The sequence below is a fragment of the Vibrio sp. D3 genome, assembly GCF_043995865.1.
Lineage (GTDB): Bacteria > Pseudomonadota > Gammaproteobacteria > Enterobacterales > Vibrionaceae > Vibrio > Vibrio diabolicus.
Genome location: NZ_CP171887.1, coordinates 1705429 through 1724289, shown reverse-complemented (window position 1 = coordinate 1724289; position 18861 = coordinate 1705429). Strand labels below are relative to the sequence as shown.

The window sequence follows — 18861 nt, the reverse complement described above, 5'->3', positions numbered from 1 at the left end:
ATAAATCAGTTCATTTGGCGGGTCTAAATTTTGAATAAGGATCCCGATTTTAAAGTGAAATTGATGTTTAACAAGAGTTGAGTGGCTTTTATTAAAACAAGATAAATATGCACCTAGATTCCTATTGATGTATGACGCATAATTACTTAATTGAGCATCAAAGTGCTGTTATTGCACTATATAATCAGGCAATATATAGCAAATTAGTATTGTTAGTCAAAAACTTGACAGTTATTTAGGGTTAAGATTTATATGGATCGTACAGCGTTAGTGTCACTCGGTAATCAAGTCGTCGTAATAGGTTTAGATGGGGAGCTGAGAGTCCTAACAGAAGGACAACAGCCCCTACCAGGTGAAGTGGTAGTGGCAACGACAGATGCTGCACCTCTAAATTTGAACATTCAACTAACTGAAGAGCAAGGCTCAAAAGATATTTCTGATGATGTGGCACGAATTATTGGTGCTATTGAGAAAGGTCAAGACCCTTCTATAGTTGATGAAGAACTCGCGCCAGCTGCGGGTGAAAACAGTGGTTCAAGTTTACAAAATAGTGCCACGATTGCACGGGATGGCACTGAAGTACTGGCCTCAACAAATTTTGAAACTATTGGCTTGGAATCCCTCGGTTTATCTGAAACACAAGCGTTGACCTTAAATGACTTTTTCGCAACAAATATAGAAACCAGTGGAGATGGCTCAAATAAACCGCTTACTAATTCTCCAGTGACATTAAGCGCTATCGAAGAAGATAGCGATCCCATCACGATAACTACCGAAGAATTACTATCGAATGTCGATATTGACAATGCTGATACTCTTATCGTTACAAACGTGACTATTGAGAGTGGGAATGGCACTTTAATTGATAACAACGATGGATCTTGGACTTATATACCAGAAGCTGATGATGATACTGAAGTGTCATTCTCCTATGACATCATTGATGACGATGGGGGTGTTATTAATGGCACTGCTAATTTAGATATTAAGCCTGTTAATGACGCGCCAATAGCGACTAACGATGCGATTCAAACTGACGAAGATTCCCAGGTTGTAATTGATGTGCTCGCTAACGACAGTGACATTGAAGGTGACGATTTATCCATTACTTCTGCTTCTGTATCAGAAGAACAAGGTATCGTTGAGATTGTCGATGGTAAGCTTGTTTTCACTCCGGCTGAAAACTTCAACGGTAATGCAACTATTAGCTACACTATCTCAGATGGTGAGCTAGAGGATGAAGCTCAAGTCTCGGTAACAGTAAACTCAGTTAACGATGCGCCTATTGCCCTTAATGACGCAACAATTACAGAGGAAGATACCTCAGTAACGATTGATGTACTGCCAAACGACACTGACATCGATGGCGATGCGTTAAGCATCGAATCGGCGTCTGTGCTGAGTGACCAAGGTCAAGTCGAGATTATTGACGGCAAGCTTGTATTTACGCCAACTGAGAACTTCAATGGCGACGCTGAGATCACTTACACCGTCACCGATGGTGCGCTGACTGACGAAGCGACGGTCAAAGTTACGGTGAATGCCGTGAACGATACGCCTGTGGTTGAGAGTAGCATTGCAGACCAAACCTTGGCGGAAGATTTCACGCCATACACGATCGATCTGAATACGGCCTTCAGCGATGTGGATAACGTTGATGGCGAGCTGAGCTTCAGCGTTTCTGGTAATAGCAATGTAAATGTCTCAATAGAGAATGGTATTGCTACCATCAGCCCAACGGCAGACTGGAACGGCTCAGAAACACTGACCTTTACCGCCACCGATCTAAGCGGCGAGAGTGTTAGTCAAACCGTGAACTTCACAGTTGCCCCTGTGGCGGACATCGTGGCAGACAGCGCGGCGGTTGTGGAAGATACGCCGACCATCATCAAGGTTTTAGGTAACGACACGTTTGAAGGCACTGATAAAGTGGTGTCGCTCGATACCAATAACGGCCCTGCCAACGGCACGGTCTCGGTCAACCCTGACGGCAGCGTAACCTACACGCCAAACGACAACTACCACGGTACAGACAGCTTCACCTACATCGTTACATCGGGCGGGGTATCGGAGTCCACCACAGTGAACGTCGATGTGACGCCAGTCAACGATGCGCCAGTGGCAAAAGATGACACCGCTACGACACAAGAAGACACCGCAGTGACGATTGATGTTCTGCCAAACGACACCGATATTGATGGCGAGAAGCTGAGTATTGAATCAGCCTCTGTACCTAAAGAGCAGGGCACGGTTGAAGTGGTGGATGGAAAACTCGTCTTCACTCCGGCAGAAAACTTCAATGGTGACGCTGAAATCACCTACATCGTTACGGACGGTGAATTGACCGACGAAGCGAAGGTGACCGTTACAGTAAATCCATTAAACGATGCACCAACTATCAAAGTTGATGCCGTAGAAAGCATCACTGAAGATGCAGTGAACACGGATACGGTAGTCGCAACCTTAACGGTTCGTGATACTGATACGCCAGAAGACCAATTAACCGTTTCTTTAGAAAACAACTCAAACGGTTACTTTGTGTTAGTTGACGATGAAGTCAAGCTGACTCAAGCAGGCGTCGATGCGGTTAACAACGATGAACTTAACCTTAAAGACCTGACTATCAGCGCGTCAGTATCGGATGGTGTTAATCCAACGGCTAACGACAGTGATAGTTTGATTGTGAATCGTGTAAACGATGCGCCGACTGTTGATAATGTCATCTCAGATCAAGTGCTATCGGAAGACTTCGCGACCTACACGATTGATTTAAACAACGCATTTAAAGACAGTGACTCCACACTTAACTTCTCAGTGTCCGGTAACAGCAACGTGTTGGTTTCGATTGAAAACGGCATCGCGACCATTTCACCAACTGCAGACTGGAACGGTTCAGAAACCCTAACGTTTACTGCTACCGATCCAAGTGGTGAAAGCGTCAGTCAAACGGTGAACTTCACAGTAGCCCCTGTGGCGGACATCGTGGAAGACAACGCGACGGTTGTGGAAGACACGCCAACCATCATCAAGGTCTTAGGTAACGACACGTTCGAAGGCGACGACAAAGTGGTGTCGCTTGATACCAATAACGGCCCAGCTAACGGTACAGTCTCCGTCAACCCTGATGGCAGCGTAACCTACACGCCAAACGACAACTACCACGGAACAGACAGCTTTACCTACATCGTCACCTCCGGTGGCGTCAGTGAATCCACCACGGTGAACGTCGATGTCACGCCAGTGAACGATGCGCCAGTGGCGAAAGATGACACGGCAACAACACAAGAAGATATCGCTGTCACGATTGATGTTCTGCCAAACGATACTGATGTGGATGGCGATAAGTTGTCGATCCAATCGGCGTCTGTTCCTGAAGCGCAAGGTAAAGTAGAGATCGTTGATGGCAAACTGGTGTTCACACCGGCAGAAAACTTCAATGGCGACGCTGAAATCACTTACACCATCACCGATGGTTCGCTGACCGACCAAGCGACGGTCAACGTCACCGTGAATGCCGTGAACGACACGCCTGTAGTTGAAAGTAGCATCGCAGACCAAACCTTGGCGGAAGATTTCACACCATACACCATCGATCTAAATACCGCTTTCAGCGATGTGGATGGCGATCTGACCTTCAGCGTCTCTGGTAATAGTAATGTAAATGTCTCAATAGAGAACGGTATTGCGACCATCAGCCCAACCGCGGACTGGAACGGCTCAGAAGAGTTGATGTTCACAGCCACCGACCCAAGCGGCGAGAGTGTTAGCCAAACGGTGAACTTCACGGTTGCACCTGTGGCGGATATTGAATCTGACCGCGCGACAGTCGTGGAAGATACGCCAACCATCATTAATGTCTTAGGTAATGACACGTTCGAAGGCGACGATAAAGTGGTGTCGCTGGATACCAATAACGGTCCAGCTAATGGCACGGTCTCGGTCAACCCTGACGGCAGCGTAACCTACACGCCAAACGACAACTTCCACGGGGCAGACAGCTTTACCTACATCGTCACGTCAGGTGGGGTATCAGAGTCCACCACGGTGAACGTCGATGTCACACCAGTGAATGATGCGCCAGTGGCAAAAGATGATACCGCTGTTACTGACGAAGACACACCAGTGATGATCGATGTCCTGCCAAACGATACTGATGTGGATGGCGATAAGTTGTCGATTCAATCTGCGTCCGTACCTGAAGCACAAGGTAAAGTCGAGATTGTTGAAGGCAAACTGGTGTTCACACCGGCAGAAAACTTCAATGGTGACGCTGAAATCACCTATATCATAACGGACGGTCAATTGACCGATGAAGCAAAGGTGACCGTTACCGTTAATCCAGTGAACGATGCGCCAACCATCAAGGTTGATGCCGTAGAAAGCATCACTGAAGACGCAGTGGGCACTGATACGGTAGTCGCAACCTTAACGGTTCGTGATACTGACACGCCAGAAGACCAATTAACCGTTTCTTTAGAAAACAACTCAAACGGTTACTTCGTCTTAGTTGGCGATAAAGTCAAGCTGACTCAAGCGGGTGTTGACGCGGTTAACAACGATGAACTTAACCTTAAAGATCTGACTATCAGCGCGTCAGTGTCGGATGGTGCTAATCCAACGGCTAACGACAGTGATAGCTTGGTTGTGAATCGTGTTAACGATGCACCGACTATCGATAACGTCATTGCAGATCAAGTGCTAGCGGAAGATTTCGATGCATACACGATCGACTTGAATGAAGTATTCAAAGATTCCGATTCCTCGCTAGAATTCTCAGTCTCTGGCAATAACAACATCCAAATTTCTATTGTGAATGGTGTTGCTACCATCACTCCGACTGCGGATTGGAATGGCAAAGAGACAATTACGTTCACAGCTAAAGACCCAAGCGGTGAAAGCGTAAGTCAAACGGTGAACTTTACGGTAGCACCAGTAGCTGACATTGAGGCTGATAGTGCGGATGTAGTCGAAGACACACCAACTATCATCAAAGTCTTAGGTAACGACACGTTTGAAGGCACTGATAAAGTGGTGTCGCTTGATACCAATAACGGTCCAGCCAACGGCACGGTCTCGGTCAATCCTGACGGCAGCGTGACCTACACGCCGAACGACAACTACTACGGTTTAGACAGCTTCACCTACATCGTTACGTCTGGGGGTGTCAGTGAGTCCACTACGGTGAACGTCGATGTGACACCGGTCAACGATGCGCCTGTGGCGAAAGATGACATCGCTACGACACAAGAAGACACCGCAGTTACTATTGATGTTCTGACAAACGACAATGATGTGGATGGCGATAAGCTGAGTATTGAATCAGCCTCTGTACCTAAAGAGCAGGGTACGGTTGAAGTGGTGGATGGAAAACTCGTCTTCACTCCCGCAGAAAACTTCAATGGCGACGCTGAAATCACTTACACCGTCACCGATGGTTCGCTGACTGACGAAGCGAAGGTGGCCGTTACCGTTAACCCAGTAAACGATGCGCCAACCATCAAGGTTGATGCCGTAGAAAGCATCACTGAAGATGCAGTGAGCACTGATACGGTAGTCGCAACCTTAACGGTTCGTGATACTGACACGCCAGAAGACCAATTAACTGTTTCTTTAGAAAACAACTCAAACGGTTACTTCGTCTTAGTTGGCGATAAAGTCAAGCTGACTCAAGCGGGTGTTGACGCGGTTAACAACGACGAACTCAACCTTAAAGATCTGACTATCAGCGCGTCAGTATCGGATGGTGTTAATCCAACGGTTAGCGACAGTGACAGTTTGATTGTGAATCGTGTTAATGATGCTCCGATTGTTGAAAATGCCATTGCAGATCAAGTGTTATCGGAAGATTTCGATGCATACACGATCGACTTGAATGAAGTATTCAAAGATTCCGATTCCTCGCTAGAATTCTCAGTCTCTGGCAATAACAACATCCAAATTTCTATTGTGAATGGTGTTGCTACCATCACTCCGACTGCGGATTGGAATGGCAAAGAGACAATTACGTTCACAGCTAAAGACCCAAGCGGTGAAAGCGTAAGTCAAACGGTGAACTTTACGGTAGCACCAGTAGCTGACATTGAGGCTGATAGTGCGGATGTAGTCGAAGACACACCAACCATCATTAACGTCTTAGGTAACGACACGTTCGAAGGCACTGATAAAGTGGTGTCTTTGGACGCCGATAATGGTCCTAAAAATGGCACCGTCATTGTGAATAACAACGGCACGGTGACCTACACACCAGATGACAACTACGTCGGCAAAGATACGTTCACTTATGTCGTGACATCAGGCGGTGTATCCGAATTCACTACCGTTGAAGTCAATGTGACGCCGGTCAACGACGCGCCAGTGGCGAAAGATGACATCGCTACGACACAAGAAGACACCGCAGTTACTATTGATGTTCTGCCAAACGACACTGATGTGGATGACGATAAGCTGAGTATTGAATCAGCCTCTGTACCTAAAGAGCAGGGTACGGTTGAAGTGGTGGATAGAAAACTCGTTTTCACTCCAGCAGAAAACTTCAATGGCGACGCTGAAATTACCTACATCGTAACGGATGGTCAATTGACCGACGAAGCGAAAGTGGTAGTTACCGTTAACCCAGTAAACGATGCGCCAACTATCAAAGTTGATGCCGTAGAAAGCATCACTGAAGATGCAGTGAGCACTGATACGGTAGTCGCAACCTTAACGGTTCGTGATACTGATACGCCAGAAGACCAATTAACCATTTCTCTAGAAAACAACTCAAACGGCTACTTCGTGTTGGTTGGCAATGAAGTCAAGCTAACTCAAGCGGGTGTTGACGCGGTTAACAACGATGAACTCAACCTTAAAGACCTTACTATCAGCGCGTCAGTGTCGGATGGTGTTAATCCAACGGCTAGCGACAGTGATAGCTTGGTTGTGAATCGTGTTAACGATGCGCCAACAGTTGATAATGCCATTACAGATCAAGTGTTATCGGAAGATTTCGATGCATACACGATCGACTTGAATGAAGTATTCAAAGATTCCGATTCCTCGCTAGAATTCTCAGTCTCTGGCAATAACAACATCCAAATTTCTATTGTGAATGGTGTTGCTACCATCACTCCGACTGCGGATTGGAATGGCAAAGAGACAATTACGTTCACAGCTAAAGACCCAAGCGGTGAAAGCGTTAGCCAAACGGTGGACTTCACGGTTGCACCTGTGGCGGATATTGAATCTGACCGCGCGACGGTCGTGGAAGACACGCCAACCATCATTAACGTCTTAGGTAACGACACGTTTGACGGCGACGATAAAGTAGTGTCGCTTGATACCAATAAAGGCCCAGCTAACGGTACTGTCTCGGTCAACCCTGATGGCACCGTGACCTACACGCCGAACGACAACTACCACGGGGCAGACAGCTTCACGTACATCGTTACGTCCGGTGGCGTCAGTGAATCCACCACGGTGAACGTCGATGTGACGCCAGTCAACGATGCGCCAGTGGCGACCAATGACAATGCCGTTACTGACGAAGATACACCAGTGACGATTGATGTCCTGCCAAACGACACCGATGTGGATGGCGACAAGCTGAGTATTGAATCAGCCTCTGTACCTAAAGAGCAGGGTACGGTTGAAGTGGTGAATGGCAAACTGGTGTTCACTCCGGCAGAAAACTTCAATGGTGATGCTGAGATCACTTACACCATCACCGACGGTGTGCTGACTGACCAAGCGAAGGTGATCGTTACCGTTAACCCAGTAAACGATGCACCGACTATCAAGGTTGATGCCGTGGAAAGCATCACTGAAGACGCAGTGAGCACTGATACGGTAGTGGCGACGTTGGAAGTCGCTGATTCTGATACGCCAGAAGACCAATTAACCGTTTCTTTAGAAAACAATTCAAACGGTTACTTTGTGTTAGTTGGCGATGAAGTCAAGCTGACTCAAGCGGGTGTTGACGCGGTTAACAACGACGAACTCAACCTTAAAGATCTGACTATCAGCGCGTCAGTATCGGATGGTGTTAATCCAACGGCTAGCGACAGTGATAGTTTGATTGTGAATCGTGTTAACGATGCACCGACTGCTGAAAACGCCATTACAGACCAAGTGTTATCGGAAGATTTCGATGCATACACGATCGACTTTAATGAAGTATTCAAAGATACTGATTCCTCGCTAGAATTCTCCGTCTCTGGCAATAACAACATCCAAATTTCTATTGTGAATGGCGTTGCCACCATCACTCCGACTGCGGATTGGAATGGCAAAGAGACAATTACGTTCACAGCTAAAGATCCAAGCGGCGAGAGCGTTAGCCAAACGGTGAACTTCACGGTAGCGCCAGTAGCTGACATTGAGGCTGATAGTGCGGATGTAGTCGAAGACACACCAACCATCATTAACGTCTTAGGTAACGACACGTTCGAAGGCACTGATAAAGTGGTGTCTTTGGACGCCGATAATGGTCCTAAAAATGGCATCGTCATTGTGAATAACAACGGCAGCGTGACCTACACACCAGATGACAACTACGTCGGCAAAGATACGTTCACTTATGTCGTGACATCAGGCGGTGTATCCGAATTCACTACCGTTGAAGTCAATGTGACGCCGGTCAACGACGCGCCAGTGGCAAAAGATGACACGGCGATTACTGACGAAGACACGCCAGTGACGATTGATGTTCTGCCAAACGACACTGATGTGGATGGCGACAAGCTGAGTATTGAATCAGCCTCTGTACCTAAAGAGCAGGGTACGGTTGAAGTGGTGAATGGCAAACTGGTGTTCACACCGGCAGAAAACTTCAATGGCGACGCTGAAATTACCTACACTGTAACGGACGGTCAATTGACCGACGAAGCGAAGGTAACCGTTACAGTAAATCCAGTAAACGACGCGCCAACTATCAAGGTTGATGCCGTGGAAAGCATCACTGAAGACGCAGTGAGCACTGATACGGTAGTGGCGACGTTGGAAGTCGCTGATTCTGATACGCCAGAAGACCAATTAACCGTTTCTTTAGAAAACAATTCAAACGGTTACTTTGTGTTAGTTGGCGATGAAGTCAAGCTGACTCAAGCGGGTGTTGACGCGGTTAACAACGACGAACTCAACCTTAAAGATCTGACTATCAGCGCGTCAGTATCGGATGGTGTTAATCCAACGGCTAGCGACAGTGATAGTTTGATTGTGAATCGTGTTAACGATGCACCGACTGCTGAAAACGCCATTACAGACCAAGTGTTATCGGAAGATTTCGATGCATACACGATCGACTTTAATGAAGTATTCAAAGATACTGATTCCTCGCTAGAATTCTCCGTCTCTGGCAATAACAACATCCAAATTTCTATTGTGAATGGCGTTGCCACCATCACTCCGACTGCGGATTGGAATGGCAAAGAGACAATTACGTTCACAGCTAAAGATCCAAGCGGCGCGAGAGCGTTAGCCAAACGGTGAACTTCACGGTAGCGCCAGTAGCTGACATTGAGGCTGATAGTGCGGATGTAGTCGAAGACACACCAACCATCATTAACGTCTTAGGTAACGACACGTTCGAAGGCACTGATAAAGTGGTGTCTTTGGACGCCGATAATGGTCCTAAAAATGGCATCGTCATTGTGAATAACAACGGCAGCGTGACCTACACACCAGATGACAACTACGTCGGCAAAGATACGTTCACTTATGTCGTGACATCAGGCGGTGTATCCGAATTCACTACCGTTGAAGTCAATGTGACGCCGGTCAACGACGCGCCAGTGGCAAAAGATGACACGGCGATTACTGACGAAGACACGCCAGTGACGATTGATGTTCTGCCAAACGACACTGATGTGGATGGCGACAAGCTGAGTATTGAATCAGCCTCTGTACCTAAAGAGCAGGGTACGGTTGAAGTGGTGAATGGCAAACTGGTGTTCACACCGGCAGAAAACTTCAATGGCGACGCTGAAATTACCTACACTGTAACGGACGGTCAATTGACCGACGAAGCGAAGGTAACCGTTACAGTAAATCCAGTAAACGACGCGCCAACTATCAAGGTTGATGCCGTAGAAAGCATCACTGAAAACGCAGTGAGCACCGATACGGTAGTGGCGACGTTGGAAGTCGCTGATTCTGATACGCCAGAAGACCAATTAACCGTTTCTTTAGATAACAACTCAAACGGCTACTTCGTGTTAGTTGGCGATGCTGTCAAGCTGACTCAAGCGGGTGTTGACGCGGTTAACAACGACGAACTTAACCTTAAAGACCTAACTATTAGCGCGTCAGTATCGGATGGTGTTAGTCCAACGGCTAACGACAGTGACAGTTTGATTGTGAATCGTGTTAACGATGCACCGACTATCGATAACGTCATTGCAGATCAAGTGCTAGCGGAAGACTTCGATGCATACACGATTGACTTGAATGAAGCATTCAAAGATTCTGATTCCTCGCTAGAATTCTCAGTCTCTGGCAATAACAACATCCAAATTTCTATTGTGAATGGTGTTGCTACCATCACTCCGACTGCGGATTGGAATGGCAAAGAGACAATTACGTTCACAGCTAAAGACCCAAGCGGTGAAAGCGTCAGTCAAACGGTGAACTTTATGGTTGCACAAGTAGTCGACATCGAGGCAGACAGTGCGGATGTAGTCGAAGACACACCAACCATCATTAACGTCTTAGGTAACGACACGTTCGAAGGCGACGATAAAGTGGTGTCGCTAGATACCAATAACGGCCCAGCCAACGGCACGGTCTCGGTCAATCCGGATGGCAGCGTGACTTACACGCCAAACGACAACTACCACGGGGCAGACAGTTTCACCTACATTGTTACGTCTGGTGGGGTATCGGAGTCAACCACGGTGAACGTCGATGTCACGCCAGTGAATGACGCGCCAGTAGCGACCAATGACACGGCGATTACTGACGAAGACACACCAGTGACAATTGATGTCCTGCCAAACGACACCGATATTGATGGCGATACGCTGTCGATTGAATCGGCGTCCGTACCTGAAACACAAGGTAAAGTCGAGATTGTTGAAGGCAAACTGGTGTTCATTCCGGCAGAAAACTTCAATGGTGATGCTGAGATCACTTACACCATCACCGACGGTGTGCTGACTGACCAAGCGAAGGTGACCGTTACCGTTAACCCAGTAAACGATGCACCAACCATCAAGGTTGATGCCGTGGAAAGCATCACTGAAGACGCAGTGAGCACTGATACGGTAGTGGCAACCTTAACGGTTCGCGATACTGACACGCCGGAAGATGAGCTTACGGTGTTGCTAGAAAACAACTCAAACGGTTACTTCGTGTTGGTTGGCAATGAAGTCAAGCTAACTCAAGAGGGTGTTGACGCGGTTAACAACGATGAACTCGACCTTAGAGACCTGACTATCAGCGCGTCAGTGTCGGATGGTGTTAATCCAACGGCTAGCGACAGTGATAGCTTGGTTGTGAATCGTGTTAACGATGCGCCAACAGTTGATAATGCCATTACAGATCAAGTGTTATCGGAAGATTTCGATGCATACACGATCGACTTGAATGAAGTATTCAAAGATTCCGATTCCTCGCTAGAATTCTCAGTCTCTGGCAATAACAACATCCAAATTTCTATTGTGAATGGCGTTGCTACCATTACTCCGACTGCGGATTGGAATGGCAAAGAGACAATTACGTTCACAGCTAAAGACTCAAGTGGTGAAAGCGTTAGCCAAACGGTGAGCTTCACGGTTGCACCTGTGGCGGATATTGAATCTGACCGCGCGACAGTCGTGGAAGACACGCCAACCATCATTAAGGTCTTAGGTAACGACACGTTTGACGGCGACGATAAAGTAGTGTCGCTTGATACCAATAAAGGCCCAGCTAACGGTACTGTATCGGTCAACCCTGATGGCAGCGTAACCTACACGCCAAACGACAACTACCACGGTACAGACAGCTTCACCTATATCGTTACCTCTGGTGGTGTCAGTGAATCCACCATTGTTAAAGTTGATGTCACGCCAGTAAACGACAAACCTGACAGTGAAGACTTTACGCATGTGGCCGATGATCAGCTTACGCACGTTGTGTTTGATACCGATACGAAACCTCTGGATAGCGGTGACTCTCAAGATCATATCGCGGATGTTGAAGACGATTTAAAAGGCAACGATCTACATGTCCGGATTACTGAACTGCCAACATCAGGTACGTTGTTCTTTAAAGATAGTGATGGTGAGTTGCACGAAATTAAAGAAGTTAGCGATACGCTTTATGACAAAGACAGTCTTTACTATGAAGCTGATAATGTTGGCTTCTTATTAGGCATCAAAGATCGTCCAAATACGCCTCATAGCTCGGAATCTACAACAGATTTCAATAACTGGGGATTAAGTGAGGATGGTGGTCCATCACATTCCCGCACTGAGCATTTAGCAAATGGAGCCTCTATCACTATTTCTTCTGATAGCGATGAGCTTGCGCAGTACAACCGTCAGGTGTCACATATCGGCAATGGTATCGCTGACAATGATGGGCAGGGTATTGAGAAGGGTGAAACGATTACGATCGATTTGTCTAATAATCCTGTGGGCAGCGTAAACCTTGGTCTAGATGGACTAGGTGGATTGTTTGATTACGGTGATGACAACGCAGCACTTATTACGGTTACATACTTAGATTCAAATAATGTCCAACAGACTCAAACGTTCGAGTTTTTAAAGCCTGAAGGCAACTTCATGCTATTCCAAGAAACAAGCGTTGGTTGTGGGAAAGATCTAGCTCTTCCTGAAGGTTCGGTCATTACTCAGTTAGATTTTTCTACGAAAAATGAAGGTAACTGGGAGTTACGTTATGTAGAAGGTGTTCCTGCCGAAGACAGCTTTGGATATGTGGCAGTCGACTCTGAAAGTGGCGTTAGCGATCCATCTACAGTCAATATCGTTAATGAAATGCTAGATGGTAATATTGCTGAAAATGGGCCAAGCCTGTCTGTGGTCGGTGATAGCGTGACTGAGGGTGACAGTGTCACGTTTTCGGTTGTTCTAGATGAAGTCACCAGTACTGCTGTTAAGTACCAAGTTGATATGCTTGCTCAAGGTTCTTCAGTTGATAAGAATGACGTAAATCTATCAAATGCAACCTACACAAATGGTGTTGTTTTCTTAGGTGGTTACTTGATTGTTCCTGCAGGTATAAGTAGCTTCGAAATATCGATTCCGACTATTGATGACTTGGTTGTGGAAAGCAGCGAAACGATCGTTCTTGAGCTCGGCGGTGAAACGGGGACGGCAACCGTTCTTGATAATGATAGTTCAGAACTTAGCGTAGTAGATGCCGGCGATGTCATTGAAGGAACTGACGCAATATTTACCGTTTTACTCTCTAACCCTGTTCAAGAGGCCGTTGTCGTCAATCTGAAGTCAACAACAAATGATAGCTATACTGCGGAAGATGTTGATCTAGGCACTATGGTAGTGACCTATGTGGATACTCATGGTCAAACTCAAACATTAGATATAGCGCCTAATGGAGACGTTACTATACCTCCAGGTGTCGCTGAAATTAAAGTCGCAGTCTCGACCAAACTAGATAATGTCCATGAAGGTGATGAGAGCTTTGGTCTGACGGTTACGGAAATCGGTAGTGTCACCAGTAATGGTATTGCAACTGGTAACGCAAATATTGTGGATTCTGATCCTGCACCTTTAGTTAGTATTAGTGCCGATCAAAACAGCGTAAATGAAGGTGAAACGGCAGGCTTTACGCTGACACTTGATAAAGTTGCAGATGATAGCGTTACGGTTCATGTCGAATATAGTGGCGTGGCCCAAGATGGAAAAGATTTTGTTGGCGTTCTTAGTGTTGAAGTTCCTGCGGGTCAATCTTCAGCTGCTCTTGACTTACTGACGCTCACCGATGGTATTTATGAGGGCGCAGAATCTTTCACAGTAACCATTAAAGAGGTGGATGGCGCTGATGCGAGCATTGCTTCAAATAACAGCGCAAGTGTTGTGATCGTTGATGCCCAAAGTGCACCGAAAGTGACTATTAGCTCAGATCAATCCTCAGTTGATGAAGGTAGTGATGCAAAATTTATCGTCAACATTGACCAAAAAGCAGATGAAGATGTACTGGTAACATTCACAATCGGCGGGAATGTTGATGACAAAGATTATATTGCTCCAAGTACGTACACAGTCACGATTCCAGCGGGTAAAACGTCGGCGCCGATTGATATAAAAACTCTCGATGATGGTATTTACGAAGAGCTTGAAAACCTAACTGTGACTCTAATTGGTACGGTTGGTGCAGATTCGACGCTTGCAAGTGACTCGAATGAAGCAACAGTCTCTATTATAGATGCTCAGCACGCTCCAGAGTTTATTTCTGGCGGCGATAGTGCTGGTGACAAACCAAATGATGATGTTTACGACTTCGGGTCAGTTAACGAAAACACGGTGAGCGGGTCCATTATTGGTACGGTCGTTGCTGAAGATCACGATAATGACGTGCTTGTATACCGCTTTGCAGATGGCTCGACCACTAATGGTATTTTTGATATCGACCCGACAAGCGGAGAGATTTCATTGAACAAGACAATCGATGATGTTGACTTGGGCGATTATACGCTTCAGGTTGAGGTTATCGATGGAACTGGCGGGATTGATACTGCCGAGGTCAATGTTTCTCTGGTAAATGTGAATGATGCACCTGAATCTTCGCCTTCCACGGTTGAGATGAGTGAAGATACCCAAGTGAAGCTTGATTGGTCATCATTCGGTATTAGCGATGTGGACTCTAACGTATCAGAGCTCTCCGTCCAAATCACAACGCTTCCTAGCGATGGGTCATTAGAGTATAAAGATTCGCAAGGCGATTGGCAGTCTGTCCAAATCGATCAAGTGCTTGATAAATCGCTCTTTGATGAAAACAGTGTTCGCTTTGTACCTGAATTAAATGAGTCTGGCAGTGACAGTTTCGGCGGAAATCAAGTCGGAGATCAGGAGTCTAGTTACGCTCAAATTGGCTTTAAACCAACAGATGGACAGAGTACCGGTCAAGAGTCAACACTGACAATAGACGTAAATCCTATCGCTGATAAACCGAACTTAATCGCAGTGACGCACGAGAACTCATTACCCCAACAAGAGTTTAACGTTACAACATGGAGCAATGTTCAAGTTGGTTCTAGTAATGGCATGGGGGTCAACGGCGAGACTCTAATTGCAGCGATCAACGCTCTTGATGCAGCAGATGGTACTCAATTGAGTTGGTCAAATGTGGAAGATTTAGGGACTAATGCGACCTTAGCAAATGAGGCCGTTCTAGTCACATCTCTTGTTTATCTCGAAGCTGGATCGAGTTACGACTTTGTCGGTCAAGCCGATGATAGCCTTGCAATCAAGTTGGGTGGTACGTTACTTGATCAAGCTCGTTGGGGTAGCGACAGTGGTGATATTAAGGGTGCTAGCTTTACACCTTCGGTATCTGGCTTTTATCCAATTGAAATTTATCACCATAACCAAAGTGGTCCGGGTAACTTTAATGTGGATGTATCCATTAATGGACAAGCACCTGTCAATCTGAGCAATAGTAGTCTTTACGTAGTTAGTGATGAAAGTGCACTAGAAGCAACTGATATCAGAACATCTGAACTACAAGAAGTTAATGGTGTTGCGTTTTACGAAACATATCAGCTGAACGAAGGGTTACAAGATACAGCGATACCGCTCTCTGAAATTAAAGCAAGCTTAAATGATACAGATGGCTCTGAATCACTTAAAGTCACGCTAACTGGCTTACCTGTAGGTGCGATCCTTTCAGATGGAAGCAGTTCTATTACTGTAGCAACCATTGATGAAGAACTGGACGTGACAAGTTGGGCATTAAATGCACTTACAGTGACTCCACCAGCGGGCTCCCATGATGACTTCACAATCAATTTGAAGGCAACGAGTACAGAACGCGCGAATGGTGATTCAGCAGAATCTAACTTGGCGATCAATGTTGTAGTACATGAGAACTTACCGACGGAAACGGAAAGTGATATTGGGAAGACCAATGAAGATAATTCGCTACAGGGTAACGTATTGCGTAATGACTCTGATGACGACAACCTTCTGATGGTTGATCACATTACTATTAATGGCACTGACTATGCGGTAGGTGAAAACGTATCTTTGACCAGTGGCACTTTATTAGTAAACCAAGATGGTAGTTACGTATTTGAACCTACCGAGCACTGGTCAGGTGATGTTCCATTAATTAATTACACCACAAATACTGGCGCAACAAATACGCTTGATATCAACGTTGTCGCAGTTGCAGATGCCCCTGCGATCACGATTAATGTTGGAGAGTTAGTAAAAAGAGATGCTGTTGATCCTAATCACAACTTAGCCACTTCTGCGATAGATAAAACGCCTACAGAGAATGAACTCGTCGCTGCTGATCTTGGTTTGGATGATGTCGTGCAAAAAAATCACTCATACGCCGGAGTGATGCTAGGAGACAACAACGACAGAAGTGATACCGATAGCTTATTCGTTGGGACTGATTACAATGACACCTTCTATGGTGGCGGCGGTGATGACGTATTTATTGGCGGTGGTAATAACGACTCTTTCTATGGTGATGATGCGTCCACTATTACAGATTATGATGGCCAAGATACGGTTTACTTAACTGGAAACTTCAGTGACTACAAAATGACCTTCAAAGACGATCATGGAGGTCAAGTTCCATATTGGATTTTGCTAGATAATCGTTCTATCGATTCGGTAAACGACCACACAGGTAGTGATGATCGTGGTGATCACTTATATGAAATTGAACGAATTGTTTTTGCAGACAAAGTCGTTGAATTGAAGCCCGACGGCACCTATGAAGTGCTTCAAGAGCGTTGGATTCCCGTTGATATTAACGTTGATTTGGTTGATGTCGATGGAAGTGAAAGCTTGGCGCAAACTGTTTTTGTGGAAGGTTTGCCGGATGGTGTAGAGCTGTATATCGATGGACATGCCGTTAATCAGGACGCAAACGGTAGTTATCTTGTCACCCTGGATGCTAACGGTAAGGTCTCTTTAGATATCAGAGTGCCGTTTGATTATGAAGGTAGTCTAGAGTTCCCACTAAGCGTTACCGCGACGTCGGTTGAAGAAGCAAATAATGATGCCGCTTCAACAACAGAGTCTGTTGAGCTTACAGCTCGTGACTATGTTCTAGAGTCGGGTTCACATGGGAACGATCAGATAACGGGCAGTGACGATCACGATATTATTGTTGGCGATGTCCAAGGGTTGGAGATCATTGCCGGTCAGGACTACAATATCGCCTTTGTTTTGGATACTTCGGGGAGCATGGGTAACTGGGTAGGAACTGCGAAGCAAGAAGTGCTAGATGTGTTTGATGAACTGTTAAGCGCTGCAAATCAGGGTGAGAAGCCTGGAACAGTGAATATTCACCTCAGTGAGTTTGCTTCAAGTGCGTCAGCAGTTATTTCCGTTGACTTGAGTTCTCCAACAGCAAGAGATGAGTTTGTAAAAGAACTGAATAGTGCTATAGGTGATGAGGGTGACGGCGGCACAAACTATGAGGCGGGTTTACAGTCAGCTGTTGAATGGTTTAGCAGTCAACCTAACCCTAATGGCCAAAATATCACGTACTTTGTTACTGATGGTCAACCAAATAGAGCAACGCATCTCTACCATTTAGCGCAGAATGAATTCTCGAAAGTGATTTTGGATGTCGATGATTCTGGCAAGCTTGTTACCCTGCAAGATATAGTTAGTAACAGTAGTTATTCATACGGACAGACGGTTATCTACAAAGGTGATGTCGTTATAGATAGTTACGGTCAGGTATATTCACCGCTAACAGGCAGAACCATTGGTGATATCGACAGATATAATGGTTCTATCCGTTACTACGATGAAAGTGGCAGCTCAACACAAGCTCAACATATGTATCAAGTGTTAGCAGCATTGTCTTCAGTAGAGTCGATAGGTCTTGGTAGTGGTGTTGATGAACAGACACTTAAGCAGTATGACACTGATGGTGTGGTAGAGTCAGATATCGATGTTACTAAGCTTGCTGAAACGATATTGGGTCAAGATGTGCCCCTAAAACAAGGCTCAGACACTATTCAGGGTGGAGAAGGTGACGATATCTTGCTGGGTGATTTAATTGAATTTGGCGGTAATGAGCAAGGTTTGAGTGCGATTCAATCACATGTGGCACAGCAAACGGGTCAAGATGTTTCTACCATTGATGGTGAAGACATCCATGAATACGTTAAAAATAACCTAGAAGAATTCAACCAATCTCACCAAGGTGATAAGTCGGATAACTTATCTGGTGGTGCTGGCAACGACTTACTGTTTGGTCAGGGTGGTAACGACATACTCGTTGGTGGTGAAGGTGATGATATTCTGATTGGTGGTTTGGGTAATGATATCTTAACGGGAGATGAGGGCTCTGACATCTTTAAGTGGAGTGAAGTGACCAACGAGGTTGATACGGTTACTGATTTCAACAAAGATGAGGATACTTTAGACTTCTCCGATCTGTTTGATGACTTATCAAAAGATGAAGTTGGTGAGCTTCTTACTGATCTTCAGTCCGGTGATCATACTGGTGATGTCGGAGAGTATCACGTAGAAGTGGCACCAGATGGCGGCTCCGAAGCGAACTTGAGTATTACGAAAGGTGGCTCGACATTGGACATCCATTTTGATGGTGCAAGTGTCGATGATGTGACTCAAAGTCTGATTGCAAGTTTAGAAGCGCAATACAAAGACATGTAGCATGTCTAGCCACAGGTGAAATTGAAAATCAAAAAAGGTCTAGCATTTTGCT

At 45.9% G+C, this 18861-nt stretch carries 2 protein-coding genes; both read left to right on the top strand.

Going from position 1 to position 18861, the window contains the following annotated elements:
- Positions 1-252 precede the first annotated feature (252 nt).
- Positions 253-9465, top strand: coding sequence for a tandem-95 repeat protein (locus tag ACHFJ9_RS15835; RefSeq protein ID WP_395355434.1), 9213 nt, complete (start codon positions 253-255; stop codon positions 9463-9465).
- The gene (locus tag ACHFJ9_RS15830) at positions 9462-18809 is read left to right on the top strand and encodes a tandem-95 repeat protein (RefSeq protein ID WP_395355432.1); all 9348 of its coding nucleotides are present in this window, start codon (positions 9462-9464) and stop codon (positions 18807-18809) included. The genes ACHFJ9_RS15835 and ACHFJ9_RS15830 overlap by 4 nt, the downstream gene beginning before the upstream one ends.
- The last annotated feature ends 52 nt before the right edge of the window (positions 18810-18861 follow it).

Excerpts from the sequence above, each read along its gene's own strand:
- ACHFJ9_RS15835 (WP_395355434.1), top strand. The coding sequence starts at position 253 with ATGGATCGTACAGCGTTAGTGTCACTCGGTAATCAAGTCGTCGTAATA.